Genomic DNA, 15,357 nt, shown 5'->3' on the forward strand with positions numbered 1-15,357 from the left:
TCTTAAGATTCTTCAATACCGGAGATTAACGACAAAGTGTGCATGTCATCGCCTAAATCATCATAGAGCTTCCGGTACAGCTTGTAGTAGTCATTGTAGGTTGCATGCTGTTCAGCACGTGGTTCAATCTTATCGCCCAGAACTTGCCACTTCTGAACTTCATCAACGGTTAAGGTATCTGTTGCCAAACCAGCCAGCATCACATCACCCAGGTTGGCTTCTGCATCATCGACTGGTGTTCGTACTGCATAACCGGTTACGTCGGCAAACATTTGAACCCAGTCTGGTGAGTTCGTGACACCACCGGCAATCACAATGTAATCACCCAGGTCACGGCCCGTACTCTCCATACTATGGCGTAAGGCGTAGCAGACAGCTTCTTGGAAGGCATGGAACAGATCAGCCTTGGTATGAACGAGTGACAATCCGAAGACCATGCCCTTGGCATCAGAGTTCCAGACGGGGGCTCGTTCACCCATAAAGTAGGGAAGAACCACTAAGCCACGACTACCAGCTGGCACGTCCTTAGCTTCCGCCCCCAGGGTAACGTAGGCATTCGGTCCACCCTGATTGTGAACGGCAACTTCAGCATCCCCAAAGTTATCACGGAACCACTTCGTAATGGCCCCTGCCGTAGCCGAACCACTAAAGTTATAAACCAGTTCTCGTGACTTATAAGGATACGGCCAAACGATGAGTCCTTTACCCTTGATTGGTTTTTCACTGACAAGTGCGGCGTTCATGGATGACCCGATGGCAGCCACGTACCGGCCAGGTTCAAAGACACCCATCCCGATATTCGCAGCACCAACGTCGACACCCCCGGCGATGACTGGCGTTCCGGCATTCAATCCCAAGTCTGCGGCAACGTCCGCGGTCAACCGACCCGCAATCTCAGTCGCATCAACGAACTTCTGTGGCATTTTGTTCATCGGGACACCCATTGCATCCATCATTTCCTTAGACCAGGTACCCGTGTTCACATCGTAGAAACCACCGATGTTCCCAGCAGCCGAGTAGTCAATGGAGACTTCACCAGTTAATTTGTAGATAGCGTAATTGTTCGGTGGTAAGAACATCGCCGTTTTCTTCCAATTTTCTGGCTCGTGATTCTTGATCCACAGTACCTTCGTGTAACCGTAGTACGGATCAACCACGTCATTACCCGTAATTTCGGATAACCGGTCTAGGTCAACATGTTCCTTGACCCATTCCGTTTCACCCGCAGCGCGCCGATCCATCCAAATCAGGTCTGGCCGCACAGGATTCATGTCGGCATCCACTGGAACACCGGAGCCACCATACAAGCCACTCAGACCAATTCCGTTGATATCATCCGGTGAGACACCGCTTTCATTAACGACCGCCCGGATGGAATCCTTAACGCCCTTCAGCCAGACATCTGGCCACTGCTCAGCCCAGAGTGGACGTGGTGTCAGAACGTCGTATTCCTCCAAGTCCTGCGCAATTAACTTGCCGTTCGTGTCCATCAGGATACTCTTCGTCCCCGATGTCCCAATATCAGTACCAATCAAGTATTTCATCGTTATTCCCCTCTTTGATCAACTATTAATTGCGACGGTCTACCATGCCGTGAAGGCACCATCAACTAAGTAATCGGAACCAGTGGAGAAGCTGCTGGTATCGCTAGCTAAGTATACGGCCATCCCTTGTAATTCTTCTGGCTTACCTAAGCGGCCAAGTGGTGCCCAGTCGTTCCAAGTCTTGATCAATGGCTTCAGGTCAGGTGAGTTCAAGGTCAAATCAGTCCCCATGTAACCAGGACTCATGGTGTTGACCCGCACGCCCTTCTTAGCCCATTCAATGGCTAATGACTTAGATAATTGAATGACACCGGCCTTCGTGGCGTTGTATGAACATTGTGGTTGTGGCCGGTTAACAATGTGGGCTGACATTGAAGCGGTGTTCACGATTGAACCTGAACCTTGCTTCAACATGTAGCGACCAGCAGCCGTGGAGCAAAGGAAGACGGCGTTCAAGTTTAAGTTGACGACCTTCTGCCATTGTTCAAACGTCATTTCTTCGGCTGGGACATTCAAGCACATGCCAGCGTTGTTGAAGGCGGCATCCAACCCACCTAATTCTTTAACGACTGTATCGATCATGTTTTGGACTTGTTCAGGATCAGTAACGTCGGTCTTAATGGCAATGGCCTTTTGACCCGTAGCTTCAGCAATTTCCCGGGCGGTTTGTTGGGCCTTGGCAATGTTGATATCGACGATTGCGACATCGGCACCAGCTTCGGCTAACCCAGTTGCCATGGCTTTACCTAAACCTTGAGCGCCACCCGTAACGTATGCTTTCTTACCATCAAGACGCATCTTATCTAAAATACCCATGATAATTCCTCCTAAAAGATAAATGTATTTTGTAAAATGACTTTCTTTAATTCACGATTAAGCATAAACCCAAAATTTCTAGAAGTCAATCCTTTTTGGTACCGTTTTCAACATTTTTTGATTTTTATCATCGAACTCCGCCGTTAGCCCCGCCAGTTCTAGCTTTCAGCTGGCTGTGACTTTAACCGTTTCTTTAATTCACGCACAATTTCAGCGTGCTTTTCCTCAGTCAAGGTCACTTTGAGCCAAAAAATAAGTGCGGCAATCACTAACAACACAATTGGAATATAGAACATAAACATGTTGAATTGGCTGACACCACTGGCGGAAATATCGCTGGGTTTAGCATTACCCGTCATGCCAACCATTACCGCAACGATACCAACAATCCCGTTAGATGCTGCACCGGCAAGCTTATCGATCAACGGCCGAATCGACAACGTCACGGATTCATTCCGCACACCGTTGACCAATTGCCCGTACTCAACACTATCGGTAATCGTCATTAACGTTGCCAGGAAGATCAATGGGTATGGGAAGAAATAAAACGACACTGCTAGTAGAACCAACAGCAAGCTTTGACCGGCATACAAGAATAAAACATAGCCGATCAACATAAAGGCAATCCCACCAATGTAAATCGCTTTCCGTCGAATCAAGGCCTCCAGTGCGGGATACAGGGCAACCGAGATCACGCCCAGAACACAGGTGATCACGCCAACCCAGGTATAGGCACCAGCATTGCCCAAACGATAACGGAAGTAATACATCAGCAAGGAATTAGTGACCACATAGCTAAACGCAAATAGGAAATATGACGCTGCAATCCACAACAACTGCTTGTTCCGACCGATTGCCCGAAAGATATCAGACAACGTGGTGTGCTTGACGTTGGCCCGAATCACGTTATGTTCTTCCTTCAGATTCAGCGAGGTAATCAGTGCTCCACCTGTACATAACACGGCCACAATCAACACGTAACCGGTCCAGCCTGCACGGGTTTGTTGCCCAAATGGCACCTTAGAAATCCAGTGTGAAAAGAGCATGATTGCTGGCGTAATAATCACAATCACAATTTGTGCCCCAAGCGTAGAGCCAATCCGTGAGGCCGTTCCGAATTTGGTTCGTGTCTTGGAATCCAAGCTAACCGCTGGAAGTAACGACCACAGCGCAATATCACTGAATGAATAGAAGACATCAACGATTAAGAAGGTCACCGCAATCAAAATCAAATACATTGTGGGACTACTCCAGGCCAGCCCGAAGTAATCTGAGAACAAGAACACCAAGCCAACTGAAGCAACGACCGACCCAATCATGATCCACGGCCGGAACTTCCCCCACCGTGTGTTCGTGTTATCAACCACCCCACCAATCATGGGATCAAAGATAATCTCACCAACTCGAATCACCACAACCAGCATTGTGACAATCCCCACCATCTTCTCGTCGCCGCTATTCGTAAATAGCTGACTCGTCAGAAACATCATGAAATAGATGCTCAACGTATTATAGAACGCATCGTGACCGAACGTTCCTAAAGCATAGGACAGGTACTTTTTCAATTTCAACACCCCACAGATAATTAATATAAATCATTTTGCAAACCCATTTGATAAAACCTATTACTGCACCAGTATAATTGCAATCGCTTTCATAAGCAACCGATTAACTACTTAAATATCAATTTCACATGTCATCCAACAGCCAGAAACTCTGCTAAGTCAGTACTCTGTCACTACAAGTTGTGTAAAACTAATTTACATCTGTGAAATTTTCACTTGCATGTTTTCTGAAGCTCGATCCCTCGTCGGCAGCCTTAAGGACGACTAGTCGCAAGACCTGACTGTATTATTTTGGTAGCGCTTACTTAATTGTGGTAAGTCACTTTCTATTTCGTCCAAATGTGCTACACTAAAGTCATTCAATCATTCAGAAGGGAGCCCCCCATGAGCACAAGTAATATGCAATCCATTCAACGTTCAAATTACTCGGATATTTACCATCTGCTGTATGCCAACGACAAACTTTCCAAGCAGGACATCGCAGATCAATTGAATCTCAGCCTGCCCACGGTCAGCTCCAATCTCCAAAAACTAACCGAACGGCACCTCATCATTAAGAATGGCCAATTGAAGTCACTGATTGGGCGGCGCGCGACCGCCTACGCCATCGACCCCAATGTCAGCCTAAGCGTCGGTGTCGAAATTTTTCGAAATTACGCCACGATTGCCGTTTTGAATCTTCGTAATGAGGTTCTCGACATTCACACGACGAATCTCCCCTTTGCCAATGACGACCAGTACGCCCAAGCGCTTAGCCAACAGCTGCTGGCTTTTCTACGAACTAAGGGCTTCAGCTTGACCCAGATCAGCGGCGTGGGAATTGGCATTCAAGGGCTGATTTCGAATGACGGGACGACGATTCTTTATGGTAAGATTCTCGATTGTACTGGGATGAAATCCGATAATTTTGGTCAGTACCTCCCCTTCCCCGTCACTTTCTACCATGACGCGGACTGCGTTGCTGTAGCCGAATACGCGAATCAGCCGACCGACGGGATTTTTCTGTCAATCAGTGAACATATTGGTACGGCCATCATCATCAACGGAAAGGTCTTCAAAAGTCCCAGTGGTCGGAGTGGGACGATGGAACACATCACGTTAAACTCCACTGATGGCCCCATCTGCTACTGTGGTCGCCGTGGTTGCATTGAAACCTATTGTTCCGTCAGCTCCCTGCTCCAAGCAAACGAAGATCTCGGCACATTCTTCGCAGATCTCCATCATCACGACGCGAAGATTGAACAGCGCTTTGAAACTTATCTCAATTACCTGTCTGAAGCCATCTACAACCTTCACATGTTTGTCGACCTGCCCATCGTGATTGCTGGTGAGTTAACGAAATACCTCAGTGAAGCCAATATCACCGCCTTAAAACAACGTTTAGGTAAACTGTCCGTCTTCCCTGAAACACAGGGATACCTACAACGAGGCACCGTTGTCGACCACGCCGTTGCCGTTGGTGCAGCTATTCCGGCCATTCAAGAACTCTTACAGAATATCTAAATAAAAACACAAAAATAACGAGGAACCGTGCTAATTTAAGCACGGTTCCTCGTTGTTTAATTTATTTCAGATTTTAATTATCCGCTTAGTTCGCAACCGTCTCCACCCAACGCTTCATCAAAAAGACGCTGATTAGAGATTCTAACGCGGCCACGACCAACATGCCAACCAATGGGATCACCACGTTCGTCAACCCTTGAACGTTGAGCGTCGTCATGAACTGATTGAGTTGTGAAAATAGGAAGACACCCACGCGCATCACCAGCAGAATCACTACGATATACAGGATAGCATCCACGACCCGTTTACCAGCAGCTGGCAGGAAGTTATTCGTCGCACTGACCGTTAGATGGATCAGTGTGACCGTTGTCAGCGCTAAGATGAAGACTGTCAAGATGAGTAGTATCACAGTCAACGCAATTTGCGCGACATCGCCACCGTTGAAATCTAAGTGGTGACTCATGGTCATGCCGCCTAATTCACTGCTGATCTTACGCCAGGCAACGGCGAAGCCCACCAGGTGTAAGCCGACTTGTAACAGGATTAAGTACAGGAACATCACTAACGAGGAAGCCAAGTTTGCGACGTAAAAAGTAACGTTCTTGGCTGGAATCAGCCGGTACGTGTCCCGCGTGAAAGCCAATTCAGCCTGCCGCGCAATCAGAACAAACCCAACGATGTAGACCAACCCCGACCAGCCACTCACGGCTCCCAGAAAGTTCATCTGTGACATGTGGCCCGAGACCAGCGTCCAGATGAGACTGACCGCAATCGCCGCCAATTCAATCAACATTAACTGGTTGACCGCTGAGAACTTGCTGCGGTTGAACACCTTAAATAATTTGCCAAAATTAGTCATTGTCGTTGCCCCTCTCATACAGGCTCTCATAGTAAGCTTCAATTCCAATGTGGAATTCCTCACGCACTTCATCAGCCTGCCGGTGCGCGTAGATGGTCTGATCCTTGACGATGACGATCTCGTCCAAGATTGGTGCAATCTCAGAAACGTAGTGATCACTAATCACCATCGTCGCGTTCTCCGGTTTCCACTGGATAATACTGTTGATAATCTTCTTACGACTCATACTGTCGATACCGCTAAAAGGTTCATCCAGCAGATACAAATTGGTCCGTCGTGCCAACGTCAGAGCAATAACCAACTTTTCTTTCATCCCCTTGGACAGTGCCGCCAGCTTTAAACTGGTATCGATCTGTAAGAATGTCGCTAGCTCCGTGAACCGGTCCGCCTCGAAATCCTCGTAAACTGTCTCATAGAAAGCAATGATTCGGGTCAACTTCGTATTGCCGGCAAATCCTCGGAGTTGTTCAGAGAAGCTCACGTGGCGTTTGCGATCTGCCTCGGCGGTATCGCCACTCACCATGATGTCACCAGCGCCCTTGGCACTGCCCGTAATCAAGCGCATCAGTGTCGTCTTCCCGGCACCGTTTTCGCCAAGTAATCCGACGATTTTTCCGGGTGCCAGCGTCAGGTTGGCATCGTGTAGGATCGTCTTCATTCCTCGTTTGTACGTCACATTTTGGATGCTTAAGCTGTCAGTCATTTGGCTTGCCCCTTCCGTTCAATATAGTGCTGAACACTCGCTAAAATTTCTTCATCGCTGAGATTCAAGGCGTGCAGCTGCTGGTAGACATGCGCCAGCTGCGTCGTCACCAGTTGTGTTTTTAAGTCTGTGATTTTTGTCGTTTCCATAGTGACAAAATTCCCCCTACCACGTTTGGATTCAATGATTCCGGCCGCAATCATCTCGCTTAACGCCCGTTGAACCGTGTTTACATTGGCCGTGACGTCTACCGCCAATTGCCGTACTGATGGCAACTTTTCCCCTGGCTGTAGTGCGCCCGTGATAATTTCGTGGTAAATATGATTCTTGATTTGATAATAAATCGGGATCTTATCATCGAAATACATGTCCGTTGCCTCCCTAGTGTTATATTTTACTATTACACTATAACATCAATTTCATTGGCTGGCAACCCTCATGCTCAAATCCAGCTACGCGTTGACATCTCCCCGGCATTCGCCCACACTAGGATTAAGTGATTTATAAGGAGATTTACGCAATGACCTGGCTACTCATAATTTTATTCGGTTTTCTCGCCGGCATGGTTCAGGGTTTGACGGGCTTCGGCGCGGCCATCATGATGATGATTTTTCTACCCAGCATTCTGCCGATTGCGGAAAGTGCCGGTGTGGCCTCACTGATCATGGTGGCCAGCGTCCTAACGTTGGTTCTGCGTTACCGCCACGACATTCACATCAAGCGGATCATTATTCCCTTTCTGGTCTACGCCAGCGTGGCGGCCTGGTCGGTCCACCTCGTGCGGATATTCGACGTCCACCTGCTACGCATGCTTCTCGGTGGGCTATTGATTGCACTGTCCCTCTACTTTACATTTAATAAAAAGGCCGGGGCCAAGCCCTATCCGTGGCTGATCGCCGGTATCTTCATGATCATATCGGGCTTCTTCAACGGTCTCTTTGGCATCGGTGGCCCGCTGATGGCCCTGTACTTCCTCTCACTCGCCAACACTACCGGTGAATATATTGGAAACATCCAAACGTTCTTTCTGATTGACACTGTCTATATCACCACACTGCGGGTGTTCAACGGGATTCTAACGACCAGCCTGATTCCCTATATTCTGGTAGGCATGGTCGGCGCCATCATTGGAACGGTGATTGCCGCACGCCTGCTGAACCACCTGAATATCGGTACCGTGAAACGGTATATCTACGTCTTTATTGGGGCGAGCGGACTTTATTACTTGCTATTTTAGAGAGCAAGCCAAATGAATATGAGATTTTCTAAAACTAAAAACAAACGGTCACCCCAGCAAATTGAGGTGACCGTTTGTTTTATCACAGCCTACTTAACTCAGCCAACCATCCATCTCAAACTTCTTCATCTGAATGATTTCGCCAGCCGTTTCCGTCAATGTCTGCGTCGTTGCAGCCTCCACATCAGTAGCCGTTTGCCGGTCAAATTCAGCAGTCAGCTTGGCTAGGCGTGCCTCGTCGCTGAAGAGATATGGCAACGCCTTTTGCTGGCGCAATAACAACCACAGATTCATGTCCGCCGCTGTCAGTTGCTGACGGTCTATATTCCCGGCCAAGTTGTCAGCGACGTGGGCGCGGCTGGCATCTGTGGGTTCATAGATGACGTGCGGCTTCAGATTATTTTGGAAGATGACCCGCTCCACCTGACCATCCCGCTCTAACTCAGCACCGATGCCATCATAAATTTCGTTGACAATATTCCAGCTGGTGACGAGCTTCAATGCCGACTTTAGCTGAGCATCCTGCTGCAGGTCATTTTGCAACCGAATCTTGAGCTCATCTAAATACTGCGGGAGCGCCGCCAACTTCGCCTGGTCAGCAATCTTCATTTCACCCGCCGTCACGGTCAGAACACCCTGGTCACGTAAATCCAGTAACGTGGCCAGAATCAGATAAGCTTGGGTGGTAAAACGCGTTCGTAGCATGGGTTTCTTGCCAATTCTTTCAGTTAATAAGAGATAATTCTTTGCGGTCGTCAGTGACATTCGGGCATCCTCCTTGAAGATTTTCGATTATACTGCTTACATTTAGTCAGTATATCACACCCCTCGTAAAACCGTGATAGCTCGGATAAGCCCTCAGTTGTAAGCGCTGTCTGTGCGTGCTATCCTAACCTTGCAGTATCCCGCATCTTCACTAACCCAACATTGATAGTCAAAGGAGATTATGATCTATGCTCTATCCCGTCAGCAATACTGACCGCACCGTCCTCGACCTCGACGGCACCTGGAAATTCAAGGTCGAAGACGAGCAACACCCCGTTGATGTCACCCAACCACTCGTCACCACCACATTCATGGCCGTTCCCGCCTCATTCAACGATCAAACGGTGGACCCCGCCATTCGCCAACACGATGGCTTTTTCTGGTACGAACGTGACTTTTCCATCATGCACGCTCTCCAAGACCAACGACTCGTCCTGCGTTTTGGTTCGGTCACCCACGAGGCTTGGGTCTTCGTGAACGGCATCGAAATCACCCATCACAAGGGTGGCTTCACCCCATTTGAAGTCGTTTTAAACGACCACCTCATCCCCGGCAAGAACCGTTTAACGGTCAAAGTCAGCAACCTTCTCGACCACACAACTCTGCCCGTCGGCAACTATCACGAAACGACCGATGCAGATGGCCGCGTGACCCGCCACGTCGACGAAAACTTCGACTTCTTTAACTACGCCGGCATCCACCGGCCCGTCAAGATTTACACGACACCGCGCCACTTTATCAGCGACATCACCATCGTACCAACCGTGGACTTCACCACTGGAACGGCAGCGGTCACGGTCACAGCCACCGGTGAAGGTCTCGACCTGACGACGACCATCTGCGACGCCGCCGGTCAGGCCGTGGCAACCGTTGACCCAACGACCCACATGGCAACTATTCCACACGCCCATCTCTGGCAACCCGGCAACGCCTACCTCTACACGGCGCACGTAACGGGGACCCGTTCTGGCGAAGTCATTGACCAGTACGATGAGCCCTTTGGCATCCGCACAGTTGAAGTCAAGGCTGGTCAATTTCTGATCAACAATCAGCCGTTCTACTTCAAAGGCTTCGGCAAGCATGAGGACACCTACGTCAACGGTAAGGGACTCAATCAGGCCTACAACGTCCTCGACATCAACCTTATGAAACAGATGGGCGCTAACTCCTTCCGCACCTCGCACTACCCTTATTCCGATGAAATGATGCGGCTGTGTGACCGCGAAGGTATCGTGGTCATCGACGAGACGCCGGCGGTCGGCCTGATGACCCGCTTTGATTTCAACATGGACGCCGTTGTTCAACCCGACTTCAACGACGGGACCTGGACCAAGATGAAGACCGAAGCGGCCCACCGCCAAGTCATTCACGAAATAATCGACCGCGATAAGAATCACGCCTGTGTCGTCATGTGGTCGATTGCGAACGAGGCCGCCAACTACTCTCTGGGCGCGCACGAATACTTTGCGCCACTCTTCCAGTTAGCTCGCCAGTTGGACCCCCAGAAACGACCGTTAACTTACGTGGGCGAAATTCAAGCGTCACCAGCCGCCGATAAATCATCCGACTTGGTCGACGTGCTGGCCCTCAACCGCTACTACGGCTGGTACCTCGACACCGGCGATCTACCAGCCGCTGAGACGCACCTCCGTGCCGAATTGCAGGCGTGGCAAAAACTATATCCCGACAAGCCGATCATGTTTACCGAATACGGTGCCGACACCATCGCCGGGGTCCACAGTGCTTACGGCGAACCGTTCTCCGAAGAATACCAGACCGATTACTACCGCACTTACAGCAAGGTCTTCGATGAGATGCCGAGCTTTGTGGGTGAGCAGCTCTGGAACTTTGCCGATTTCCAAACGAAATTTGGCATTCAACGGGTGCAAGGCAATAAGAAAGGCATCTTCACCCGTGCCCGCGAACCGAAGCAAGCCGTCCAGTACCTCTCTGAACGCTGGCATAACATTCCTGATTTCGGGTATAAGACTAAAAAGTAAAGTTGCTAATCCCATCTAAATAGCCGCCATCTCCCTCGCATTTCAGCGATACGGAGATGGCGGCTATTTGCTAACCATTTACTTTCAACTCAGTAGACTCAACTGACCAGCACTTCTGCGACCAGAATGGCGCCACCGAAGATCAGGACGAAGAGCACGACTGGCCAAACGAACTTGAACCAGTGCGAATACTTCATGTCCAGCATCTGTAGCGTTGCCATGACCAGACCGGTTGGGGCCAGGAAGAGCATCGCGTACTGCCCGAATTGGTAGGCCGTCACCACGGCGAACCGTGGAATATCAACAGTATCGGCCAACGGCGCGAAGATTGGCATTGCCAGCACGGCCAAACCGGATGAGGAAGGCACGATGAATCCAAGAACGAAGAAGATCAGCATCAGAATCAGGATGAAGACCGATCCGCTCACGTGCGCCACCAGCGTTGAGGAGTACTGGAGAATTGTATCGGAGATGAGTCCTTCGTTCATGACCAGGTTAATCCCCCGGGCAAGTCCAATGATCAGTGAGACGCCGACTAGACTCGCGGACCCGTTGGTGAAAGCATCCACGACGCCTTTTTCACCGATCCCGTATTTCCCAGTCGCCGTCAGGAACATGATAATAATGGCAAATGCCAAGAAAGATGACGCCATGGTTGGGAACCACCAGCCCTGAGACATCACACCCCAGACCATGATGGGGAACGTCACCACGAACAGAATTAGAATTAATTTCTTCCGGAAGGTAAACTCGCTACCCTCTTCGCTGTCACCGGAGGCCACCGACCACATCTTGTTAAACGACGTGCGGTCCTCGTAAGTATAGGAGAAGGCTGGCGTGTTCTTAACCTTCTTACTGTACCAGTGCAGGTACCAGATGACGAAGATGGACGCCACAATCAGCCCAACAATCCGCCAAACGATCCCTTCCGTAAAGTTGATGCCGGCCGCGTTGGACGCGATCACCACAGAAAACGGATTAATCGTGGAGAACGACGTCCCGACCGAACTCGCCAGGAAGATGGCCCCGACACAGACGATGGAGTCGTACCCCATCGCAATGAAGATTGGCACCAGAATCGGATAGAAGGCCACAGCCTCCTCTTCGATTCCACAGAGCGTTCCCCCTAAGATCATCAGGACGGCCACCATGAAGATCAGCATAAACTCGTGGCCTTTCGTCTTCTTGGTCAATGCCAGCAGGCCGGCTTCAAACGCCCCGCTGGCTTTAACCACACCAATGAGCCCCCCTAATACGAAGATGAAGACCATGATGTCCACGGCTTCGATGGTCCCACGTACCATACTACTGGTGATGGCCCCCAGTCCCGCCGGATGTTGTTTCAAACGTTGATAAGTATTGGGAATCGAGACAGCTTGGGTGATGCCGCCTGAGGTAAATTCCTTGATTTGAATCTTCACACCCAGCTTATCCAGTTGTTCCTGAGTCGCCGCCACCTTTTCCGTCTTCCCCGAAGGCTTGGTGATGACTAATGACGAACTGGACGACTCGTAGGCAAGCTTGGAATAGGACCCCGCGGGAATTATCCACGTCGCCATCACGGCAACCGTGAGGGCAGCGTAAATTGGCTCAGCCGTGGGAATCCCCTAAGTGGCGAGCCGCTTAGGGGATCGGCGGGTTTGAAACTCGCTCCTCAGAGGTTCAAACCCAAGCCTAAAGACCGCTCTGTGGCTTTAGGCGTCCGCCCACGCGATCCAGCCAATTTACGCTGCCCGGTAAGGCGGTGGCAAGCTTTGTTCCAATCCAAAACGCGGTCCCAAGAACGGGTGCTACGCCAACATCCCTTGGACCGCGCTCTATGTGTCTGCCAAAATATAGCGATTGTTGCGGTTACTTAATCAGTGTGCCGACCTTTCCAGCCAACGCATCATCCAGCCGGTCTAGTGAGGTGATTAGGGCCGTCCGGTTGCTACCCGAAGCGACGAATTCTAAGCAGGCTTCAATCTTTGGTAGCATGCTGCCTGGTGCAAACTGACCTTCGTCAATGTAACGTTTGGCATCCGTCGCCGTCAGTTCACGGAGAACATCTTCATCCGGTTTTCCGTAGTTGACGTACACGGCATCGACCGCCGTCAGGATAATCAGCTGTTCCGCTGCGATGTTGGCCGCCAGTAAGGCACTGGAACGGTCCTTGTCGATCACGGCCGGCACGCCCTTCAAGCCTGCTGGGGTCTTGACGACGGGGACCCCACCGCCACCGCCAGCGATGACCAAGTTGTCATTTTCAATCAAATCATTGATACTCTTGAGTTCAATAATTGATTTAGGCTGTGGTGAGGGAACCACTTGCCGATAACCCCGGACCGCGTCTTCAACGAAGGTATAGCCTTTTTCGGCCACGATGCGGTCGGCATCTTCCTTGCTGTAGAACGCGCCGACTGGCTTAGTTGGGTGCTGGAATGCCGCGTCACTTTCGTCGACCTCGACCTGGGTGACGACTGACGCCACATCCTTCACAATCCCCCGTTGGTGGAGTTCATTTTGCAGACTCTGTTGGAGGTGATAGCCAATATAGCCTTGGCTCATCGCCCCACATTCAGGAAACGGGAACGCCGCCGTCTGGCCGTGTTCCGCCGCATAGTTCATCCCCAGATTAATGGCCCCGACTTGCGGACCGTTCCCGTGACTGATCACGACCTTGTGGCCAGCTGCCACGAGACCAACTAGTGAGGTTGCGGTGTGTTTAACCAATTGTAATTGTTCTTCTGGTGATTTCCCTAGGGCGTTTCCGCCGAGGGCCACAACAATTTTTGCCATTTGCTTGTCCTCCGCTTATTCGCCTAAGGTCGCTACCATCACCGCTTTGATGGTGTGCATCCGATTTTCGGCTTCCTGGAAGACCACCGATGCGTCGCTTTCGAAGACTTCATCGGTCACTTCCATTTCGGTAATGCCAAACTTCTCAGCGATTTCTTTACCCACCTTAGTTTCTGTATCGTGGAAGGATGGCAGGCAGTGTTCGAAGATACAGTTTGGATTGCCGGTCTTAGCCATCATTTCGCTGGTAATCCGGTAAGGTGAGAGTAATTTGATCCGTTCCGTCCAGACTTCATCTGGTTCACCCATCGATACCCAAACATCGGTGTAGAGCACGTCGGACCCCTTCACCCCTTGGTCCACGTCATCGGTGATAAAGATGGTTGCCCCGGTCTTTTCAGCGATGGCTTCAACCTTAGCCAGTAATTCTGGCGATGGGTTCAGTTCTTGTGGGCAGACCAGGTGGTAGGTCATCCCCATAATTGCCGCCCCGATCATTAACGCGTTAGCGACGTTGTTCCGACCGTCACCCACGTATGTAAAGTGGATTTGGTTGTAGGGTTTCTTGAGAATTTCCTTAGCCGTTAAGAAGTCCGCCAACACTTGGGTGGGATGGTCTTCATCAGTCAGCCCGTTCCAAACTGGAACACCTGAGTATTCGGCCAATGTTTCTACGGTCCGTTGGGAGAAGCCCCGGTATTCGATACCGTCAAACATCCCGCCTAAGACACGCGCCGTATCCTTAGCCGATTCCTTCTTACCCATTTGTGTGCCGGAAGGGCCGAGGTAAGTCACGTGGGCGCCTTGGTCGTAGGCCCCAACTTCAAATGCACAACGGGTCCGAGTTGAGTTCTTTTCAAAAATCAAAGCGATGTTCTTGCCCTTCAATTTTTGCTGTTCCGTGCCCGCATACTTGGCATTCTTGAGATCTTCAGCCAGTTGTAACAGGAAGCCCATTTCCTTAGGGGTGTAGTCCAATAAAGTGAGAAAACTCCGATTCCGCAAATTGTACATTGTTAATTCCTCCTTTGTTATTTACAATGACAGTATATGTAATCGGTTTCGTAAAACTTCACGGAGCTTCAAAGTGTCAGGAAAATACTTTTTTTATTATATTGGTGTGACCTCGTCTGCCAGCTCTAGTTAGTGATTCAAACCGATGTAAATGCTGATGCATCAAACGTTGCATGCCCTTTGCTGTGCAACTCACTTACGCACTACCTCCGCTTGAGTCACGCCAAAGAATGAATATAATTATCAATCTCATCAGCATTCCTCAATGATGGCAAATTTAGAACAGGGATTCCCTCGGCGAAATCCGCCAAATACGTTACACTGAACAAGAATCGATTGCTATTGACCGGTAAATTTGCTTAGCCGGAGGTAGGCAGGGATGGCGCCAGCCGTGACGGCGATGTTAGACCGGGCGTTCGATTTTTCCCGGCCTTACATCGCGGGACGCGTTTGGAAACTCGCACGAACTACGCGAGGTTTCAAACCGAGCCGGAAGCCCGTCCTTCGGCTGAAGGCGGTCCCCACAGCGGCAGAATCCCTGACTACCGCAGGCGACCCCCACACCGTTTACAA

At 50.2% G+C, this 15,357-nt stretch carries 13 protein-coding genes; 3 read left to right on the top strand and 10 right to left on the bottom strand.

Going from position 1 to position 15,357, the window contains the following annotated elements; translation table 11 throughout:
* Nucleotides 1–2: 2 nt before the first annotated feature.
* The 3 genes from EKM73_RS05925 to EKM73_RS05935 form a co-directional block, all read right to left on the bottom strand.
* On the bottom strand, nt 3–1,544 hold the full coding sequence (locus tag EKM73_RS05925; protein WP_020089346.1) for an FGGY-family carbohydrate kinase: 1,542 nt from the start codon (nt 1,542–1,544) through the stop codon (nt 3–5).
* Nucleotides 1,545–1,583: 39 nt separating this feature from the next.
* Nucleotides 1,584–2,360: an SDR family oxidoreductase gene (locus EKM73_RS05930; protein ID WP_020089347.1), complete on the bottom strand. Its 777-nt coding sequence runs from the start codon at nt 2,358–2,360 to the stop codon at nt 1,584–1,586.
* A gap of 158 nt (nt 2,361–2,518) precedes the next feature.
* Entirely contained in the window at nt 2,519–3,925 is a 1,407-nt protein-coding gene (locus tag EKM73_RS05935; protein ID WP_125701109.1) for a glycoside-pentoside-hexuronide (GPH):cation symporter, read from the bottom strand.
* A 384-nt stretch (nt 3,926–4,309) separates the two neighbouring features.
* On the opposite strand from EKM73_RS05935, the gene EKM73_RS05940 reads away from it, so the two are divergent.
* Entirely contained in the window at nt 4,310–5,428 is a 1,119-nt protein-coding gene (locus EKM73_RS05940) for an ROK family transcriptional regulator (RefSeq protein WP_125701061.1), read from the top strand.
* A gap of 85 nt (nt 5,429–5,513) precedes the next feature.
* Here EKM73_RS05940 and EKM73_RS05945 read toward each other — a convergent pair whose 3' ends face one another.
* The 3 genes from EKM73_RS05945 to EKM73_RS05955 are packed head-to-tail and all read right to left on the bottom strand — an operon-like array spanning nt 5,514 to nt 7,358.
* A complete protein-coding gene (locus EKM73_RS05945) occupies nt 5,514–6,287 on the bottom strand; it encodes a hypothetical protein (protein ID WP_125701062.1) in 774 nt (257 codons plus the stop codon).
* Nucleotides 6,280–6,990, bottom strand: coding sequence for an ATP-binding cassette domain-containing protein (locus EKM73_RS05950; protein WP_125701063.1), 711 nt, complete (start codon nt 6,988–6,990; stop codon nt 6,280–6,282). The genes EKM73_RS05945 and EKM73_RS05950 overlap by 8 nt, the downstream gene beginning before the upstream one ends.
* Nucleotides 6,987–7,358 carry a GntR family transcriptional regulator gene (locus tag EKM73_RS05955; RefSeq protein ID WP_125701064.1) on the bottom strand — a complete coding sequence of 124 codons (372 nt, stop codon included), beginning with the start codon at nt 7,356–7,358 and terminating at the stop codon, nt 6,987–6,989. The genes EKM73_RS05950 and EKM73_RS05955 overlap by 4 nt, the downstream gene beginning before the upstream one ends.
* Before the next feature lie 152 nt (nt 7,359–7,510).
* Between EKM73_RS05955 and EKM73_RS05960 the strand changes: the two genes are divergently transcribed.
* Nucleotides 7,511–8,227, top strand: a complete 717-nt coding sequence (locus EKM73_RS05960) for a sulfite exporter TauE/SafE family protein (protein WP_125701065.1) — start codon at nt 7,511–7,513, stop codon at nt 8,225–8,227.
* Between the two features lie 93 nt (nt 8,228–8,320).
* Here EKM73_RS05960 and EKM73_RS05965 read toward each other — a convergent pair whose 3' ends face one another.
* A complete protein-coding gene (locus EKM73_RS05965) occupies nt 8,321–8,992 on the bottom strand; it encodes a hypothetical protein (RefSeq protein WP_125701066.1) in 672 nt (223 codons plus the stop codon).
* A 188-nt stretch (nt 8,993–9,180) separates the two neighbouring features.
* Here EKM73_RS05965 and uidA point away from each other — a divergent pair, with 188 nt between their 5' ends.
* Nucleotides 9,181–10,992 (top strand): beta-glucuronidase, encoded by a 1,812-nt coding sequence (gene uidA / locus EKM73_RS05970; protein ID WP_125701067.1) that lies wholly within the window; start codon nt 9,181–9,183, stop codon nt 10,990–10,992.
* A 98-nt stretch (nt 10,993–11,090) separates the two neighbouring features.
* Here uidA and EKM73_RS05975 read toward each other — a convergent pair whose 3' ends face one another.
* From EKM73_RS05975 to argF, 3 genes are all read right to left on the bottom strand, one after another.
* Nucleotides 11,091–12,596: a YfcC family protein gene (locus EKM73_RS05975; protein WP_404819711.1), complete on the bottom strand. Its 1,506-nt coding sequence runs from the start codon at nt 12,594–12,596 to the stop codon at nt 11,091–11,093.
* A 247-nt stretch (nt 12,597–12,843) separates the two neighbouring features.
* Nucleotides 12,844–13,770 (bottom strand): carbamate kinase, encoded by a 927-nt coding sequence (gene arcC / locus EKM73_RS05980; RefSeq protein ID WP_125701068.1) that lies wholly within the window; start codon nt 13,768–13,770, stop codon nt 12,844–12,846.
* 15 nt (nt 13,771–13,785) lie between these two features.
* Nucleotides 13,786–14,784 (bottom strand): ornithine carbamoyltransferase, encoded by a 999-nt coding sequence (gene argF, locus EKM73_RS05985; protein WP_020089358.1) that lies wholly within the window; start codon nt 14,782–14,784, stop codon nt 13,786–13,788.
* Nucleotides 14,785–15,357: the final 573 nt, after the last annotated feature.

Origin of the sequence: Levilactobacillus fuyuanensis (genome assembly GCF_003946395.1) — a bacterium.
Classification (GTDB): domain Bacteria; phylum Bacillota; class Bacilli; order Lactobacillales; family Lactobacillaceae; genus Levilactobacillus; species Levilactobacillus fuyuanensis.

Bases quoted from the DNA above. Each gene is read 5' to 3' on its own strand.
- EKM73_RS05925 (WP_020089346.1), bottom strand. From the start codon at position 1,544: ATGAAATACTTGATTGGTACTGATATTGGGACATCGGGGACGAAGAGT.
- EKM73_RS05930 (WP_020089347.1), bottom strand. From the start codon at position 2,360: ATGGGTATTTTAGATAAGATGCGTCTTGATGGTAAGAAAGCATACGTT.
- EKM73_RS05940 (WP_125701061.1), top strand. From the start codon at position 4,310: ATGAGCACAAGTAATATGCAATCCATTCAACGTTCAAATTACTCGGAT.
- EKM73_RS05945 (WP_125701062.1), bottom strand. From the start codon at position 6,287: ATGACTAATTTTGGCAAATTATTTAAGGTGTTCAACCGCAGCAAGTTC.
- EKM73_RS05950 (WP_125701063.1), bottom strand. From the start codon at position 6,990: ATGACTGACAGCTTAAGCATCCAAAATGTGACGTACAAACGAGGAATG.
- EKM73_RS05955 (WP_125701064.1), bottom strand. From the start codon at position 7,358: ATGTATTTCGATGATAAGATCCCGATTTATTATCAAATCAAGAATCAT.
- EKM73_RS05960 (WP_125701065.1), top strand. From the start codon at position 7,511: ATGACCTGGCTACTCATAATTTTATTCGGTTTTCTCGCCGGCATGGTT.
- EKM73_RS05965 (WP_125701066.1), bottom strand. From the start codon at position 8,992: ATGTCACTGACGACCGCAAAGAATTATCTCTTATTAACTGAAAGAATT.
- uidA (WP_125701067.1), top strand. From the start codon at position 9,181: ATGCTCTATCCCGTCAGCAATACTGACCGCACCGTCCTCGACCTCGAC.
- arcC (WP_125701068.1), bottom strand. From the start codon at position 13,770: ATGGCAAAAATTGTTGTGGCCCTCGGCGGAAACGCCCTAGGGAAATCA.
- argF (WP_020089358.1), bottom strand. From the start codon at position 14,784: ATGTACAATTTGCGGAATCGGAGTTTTCTCACTTTATTGGACTACACC.